6 protein-coding genes are annotated in these 4,862 nt (G+C 50.3%); 3 read left to right on the top strand and 3 right to left on the bottom strand.

Annotated elements, in window-relative coordinates:
* The first annotated feature begins 78 nt into the window (after positions 1-78).
* A complete protein-coding gene (gene tpx / locus Q0438_RS05820; protein WP_299188455.1) occupies positions 79-609 on the top strand; it encodes a thiol peroxidase in 531 nt (176 codons plus the stop codon).
* A gap of 630 nt (positions 610-1,239) precedes the next feature.
* Here the strand turns inward: tpx and Q0438_RS05815 are convergent.
* Entirely contained in the window at positions 1,240-1,983 is a 744-nt protein-coding gene (locus Q0438_RS05815) for a DUF4272 domain-containing protein (RefSeq protein ID WP_299188452.1), read from the bottom strand.
* A 284-nt stretch (positions 1,984-2,267) separates the two neighbouring features.
* Here Q0438_RS05815 and Q0438_RS05810 point away from each other — a divergent pair, with 284 nt between their 5' ends.
* Entirely contained in the window at positions 2,268-2,579 is a 312-nt protein-coding gene (locus tag Q0438_RS05810; RefSeq protein ID WP_299188449.1) for a hypothetical protein, read from the top strand.
* 304 nt (positions 2,580-2,883) lie between these two features.
* Here Q0438_RS05810 and Q0438_RS05805 read toward each other — a convergent pair whose 3' ends face one another.
* Together Q0438_RS05805 and pepE are read right to left on the bottom strand one after the other, a co-directional pair.
* Positions 2,884-3,399: a hypothetical protein gene (locus Q0438_RS05805; RefSeq protein ID WP_299188447.1), complete on the bottom strand. Its 516-nt coding sequence runs from the start codon at positions 3,397-3,399 to the stop codon at positions 2,884-2,886.
* 232 nt (positions 3,400-3,631) lie between these two features.
* Entirely contained in the window at positions 3,632-4,465 is an 834-nt protein-coding gene (gene pepE, locus Q0438_RS05800) for a dipeptidase PepE (RefSeq protein ID WP_299188445.1), read from the bottom strand.
* Between the two features lie 261 nt (positions 4,466-4,726).
* Here pepE and Q0438_RS05795 point away from each other — a divergent pair.
* On the top strand, positions 4,727-4,862 hold a 136-nt coding region (locus Q0438_RS05795), incomplete at its 3' end, for an MGMT family protein (RefSeq protein ID WP_299188458.1).

The following is a 4,862-nucleotide window of genomic DNA, read 5'->3' as shown; positions in this document are numbered from 1 at the left end:
TGTTTTCGGATTTAGCAGGCGTTTGCTTTCGCGGGTTATAATGCGCCCGTTTTAAATATTTCAAAACAAAGGAAAATCATGCAACAAACCAAATTACAAGGCGTAAGCGTTAGCCTTTCGGGCAGCGAGCTTAAGCTGGGAGATAAGGCGCCTGTGGTTAGCCTGGTCGCAGCCGATCTTAGCGAGGTCAAAGTCGGCGGCGGCATGGGCAAGGCGCAGGTCATCATCGCCGTGCCGTCCCTGGATACGGACGTGTGCGCGACCGAGACGCGCAAATTTAACGAGCGCGCCGCGAGCATAAAAAATACCGAGGTTTTCGTGATCTCGATGGATTTGCCGTTTGCCGCGGGTAGATTTTGCTCGACCGAGGGGATCAAAAATTTACGCGCCCTAAGCGACTTTCGCGATAAGGAGTTTGCGCGCGCATACGGCGTGCTGATCGCGGACGGCGCACTTGCGGGGCTAACGTGCCGCGCGGTTTTCGTCGTGGATACCGCGGGCAAGATCGCCTACAAGCAGATCACGGACGACATCGTAGATGAGCCGGATTACGACGCGGCGCTCAATGCGGCGGCGTTTGCGAGCGGAAGCGCTGCGACGCAGGGCTGATGCAATTTCTAGGTCTGCGGTGCAGACGTTGCCCGCTTAAATTTGGCGGGCTTAAAATACGCGGACGGGCGCCTTGCTCGCCCGCAACTTTAAATTCTAAAATTCCACGGCGCCCTGAAATTTAGCAGGCCGCGTCTGAATTTCGGCGGATCTGCGCCCGTGATCCGCTTTGTGTAGTTTGCAACAGAATTTTAAAATTCTATCTCCAATCAATTCATAAATTTTCACATTCGGTATGCTTTTCGATCCGTCGGCACATATTTTGGATTTAGAAAAAACAGCGCGCGATCGGGTTTTAAATTTTAAATTCCGATCTTATGCTTGCAGTTGTGGGTGCGACGACGCAAAAATAGTTTCTAAATTTGAGTACAAAGAAGGAGTGTAAGCGCCGGTGCCGCGGAGCTAACAAGGCGCGGATGAAAATTTACGGGTGGAGCGTGTATGTAAATATGCGACCGAGCAAATTTTAGACGCAACGATGTATAGCAAAAAGAAAAAACGCGGGAATTAAGGCGAAGTATTTTTCGCTTAAACGAGGCGAAATTTGATTTTTAGGCGTAGACCAGGTAGATAGCCTGCCGAGCCTGAAAATTAAATTTCAACGAAGTATAAGTAGAAAAAGACACGCCGCTAGGTATTCAAGTCCGGATAATCCCATGCGTTATATTCGTCCGTCAGATTATCGTTTTCGTCCCCCTTACAGCACAGCCACTCTAGTCCGCCGCGCCTCTCCATCACGACCTCTTCATCTAGCCCCGCGCAGTCTGAGCCGTGCACGCGGGCATTGACGCACGCCCAGTGGTAGCGGTAGATAAGATCGAGCGCCTGCAAAATTTCATCCGTGTCGCGTAGCTTCACGCGCGCAGAAAAATCACCGCCGCTAAAGGTATCCATCACAAAGGCGCAGTCGCAGATCTCACTCGGAAAGCTAAGCTCATCCACGAGCCCCATGGCCCACATCAGCGCCCACAGCGACTCGTATTTCCAGCCCATATTTACGGCCTCGTCGCGGCTTGCCTCGCCCTGCGTGACGCGGCGCTCCATACGCGTGAGCTTGTCTATGCAGCCGTAGCGGTTATCTAGAAAGTCCTGCACGCCCTGCTTATCCTCATCCGCAAGCTTCCCCTCGTCCCTGATCGAGCAGGCGCACATTATCGCGGCGTAAGAACAGATCGCGCGAGCGATGACCTCGTCCTTTTCGCGCGGAGTGATCTCGCTCGTCTCGTATCGTAGCGGCAGATGGTCTATATACGGCACGCCCTGCGATTTTAAAATTTCGATGCTTATATCCTTGCGCTCCTGCGCGGTCTTGCCGATCTTTGCGGCGTTTGCGCTATTTTTGCCGCCTTTTTTGAAAAAATCTGAAAATGCCATGAGCTCTCCTTAAAATTTTAAATGTATTTTAAAACAATCACGCAAAATTTCAGCTTACGACGACGGGGCGGATTTTTAAATTTAAGCTCAAACCCAAGCTTTGCAAATCGGACGTAAATTCCGCGCCTTGTCTTGCTAATTTATACGGCGCCGTTCAGGCTTGCCCGCGCCCGTAATGAGCGAATTAAAAAGGATCATTCTCGCCGCAAAACGGCTGGCTGAAATGCCATTTTACAAAGGATGGTTTTGCGCCGCCAAAGATCGAGCGAGTTTTTAATAAACACATGGGCCGCGAATTTGATCACTGCAGCGTTTCGAGGTGCGAGATCATCGAATTTGACGGCGGCGTCGTAAATTTACCGGACAAAAAAGCAAGAAGCGGTAGGGTTTATATGATGAGCGATTATTACGACGAGGCGGGCGAGCTCGTCAAAAAGGGCGAAAATTTTATAAAATTTTATGAGAGGCTGGTAAGATTTATCAAAAAACTAGCGCCGCGGCGGGAGGTGAAAGCGGGCGGCTACACATTTAAAATTTACGTATCGGATGGGGTTTTTGAGCTCTATAGGGGCGGCGAGATCGTAAAATTTTATTAAATTTGCGCGGCAGATCTGTGAGCGGATCCGTAAATCGCGCGCCGCTAAATTTAAAGCCGTCGCTTTGAAAAATTTTAGCGGCAAATTTTATAAGCGAACGATTTTGCTAAATTTCAGAGGCAAATTTTATTAAAATCACGCTCGCCGTTTGTGGTTAAAATTCTACGCCGCAAGCCCTTGAGACCGTATAAATTTAAAGTCGCGTTGAAATTTAGACCCGCCGCTCGCATTGCCTGTTTTTAAAATTTGCCGACACCGCCTAGCTTGGACGCCGCCCTTTGCTCACGCTAGCGATGCCGCCCGTTTACGGTGTCGTAATATTCGGCAGTTTGTCGTTGTTCAGATCAAATTTCAAAATTTTACCGTCCACGCAGCGCTTCGCGTAAAAATAATCTTTGTAAAAAGAAGCGCCGCAGCTAAGCCCGCGACCGATCGCTTCGTCATTTTCTAGTTTATTTTTGATCGCGGAGAAAATTTTCCGAATAGCCGCGCCCGGATTTTTTGCGACGAGTCGCAGCGCGATCATCTCTACGGCTTCTTGCGTCTCCCGTCCGCCCGTACCTTCGATGATGCTTCGATACATATCGTCGTAAAATACCTTTGCAGGCAATTCGGGCTCTTGCGGCGGTTCGGACGAGATAAAAAATTTGAAACTTTGCCTCCGATCGCTTAAGTTTCGGCGGCCGCCCGCATCGATTTTTACGGCACTATAAGCGCCGCCGCTTTTTTGCACATATACCGTCCCGCCGCAATCAGCGAGGATGCTCGCGATGTATGGGATAAAATCGCTAAGCGGCATAAGAAGGTGAATGTAGGGCATTTTGCCTCCGTTTTTAAATTTATGCTTTGCGGTCGCGGCGATCGCGCGTCGCTTTAAATCGATGTTGATCTTTTGATCGCGCGCGTCCGCATAGGTAGCGCGCTTTGCCGCGTAAATTTAAAAAGCGGCGCCCGAATTTAGCCGAGCGCCGCAACTGAAATTTAAGCGATTTGCGTATTCAAACGAAAGGTGTGATCAGGCGCACCTCTCGGCTAAATTTAAGCGGGTGCGATCAATACTTAAACGAGATTCCCGGCTCGATCAACTCGACCTTTTTGTTGTAGTTCATCTTTAGCACCGCAGCAGGCCCTAGCACGGTCGCCTTCTCGCCCTCAAGCCAAAACGCCGTGCCCTCCGGCATCGCGTACACCGTCGATTTTTGATTAGCGATCAAAAATTCCTCCAGCCTCTCCTCTCTGCTCTCGCCGTTGTGCCCCACAGGCTTGCCCGAGATGAAGTGCGGATTGATCTGGTGCGGGAAGATGTTGAAAGTATTAAACGACTCAGGCTCGATAATCGGCATATCGTTCGTCGTCATCATCGTAGCGCCCGCGACGTTCGAGCCCGCGCTCCAGCCGATATACGGCGTGCCGTCCTCGACCATTTTGCTAATCAGAGCGATGAGCTCGTTTTTGTACATATCGTGCACGAGCTTGAAGGTATTGCCGCCGCCTACGAATATGCAATCCGCGCTTGCGACTTCTTTCGCGGCGTTTTTAGCGTGATGGACGCCGACGATATTTAAATTTAAGCTCGCAAGTGCCTCTTTGACGCGCTTCTCATATTCGTCGTAGCTCCTGCGTAGGCTTGCGTAAGGGATGAAAACGATCTTTTTGCCCGCGAGGTTGTTCTCCTGCGCAAATTTACCGATCCACGACACCGCGTGCGATAGATACTTCGTGTCTTTGTAGCCCGAGCTTGAGAGCAGCAGCGCTCTTTGCTTGCTATGATCGCGCTTTGAGAGTTTAAACGCCTTTTCGCTCGCAGCCAGTTCGCTCGTACCGAGCATCGCAGCGCCCGCCGCCAAAGCGGCTACCTTTAGTAGGTCTCGTCTTTGATTTTGCATCTTTTCTCCTTTAAATCAAAGTTGATATCTGTTTTGAAATTATATTCCTTTGCATATAAAGAGAGACTGAATATTCGGTTTAAATTTCGCTCGCCAAAAGGCCTCGCCAAGGTAAAATTTTAAAAGCGCGGCTAAATTTAATGAAATTCACAGCGCCGGCACGAGGTTAAATTTAGCGAGATTTCGCCTAAGTTTAAACGCGAAAAAGTATAATCGCGCCATGGTCTTGACGCAAAATTTGATCTATGAAATTTTACCCTTGTGGAGGAGATCCCCGCGGGCAGGGTCGCTAGCTACGGACAGATCGCGCGCCTGATCGGACTGCCCGCCCACTCGCGGCTCTTGGGGCGCGTGCTCTCGCAGGCAGAGCTCTACGGCGACTACCCGTGCCACCGCG

The organism is uncultured Campylobacter sp. (assembly GCF_938030785.1).
Taxonomy (GTDB): domain Bacteria; phylum Campylobacterota; class Campylobacteria; order Campylobacterales; family Campylobacteraceae; genus Campylobacter_B.
This window is presented reverse-complemented; position numbering and strand designations above follow the sequence as displayed.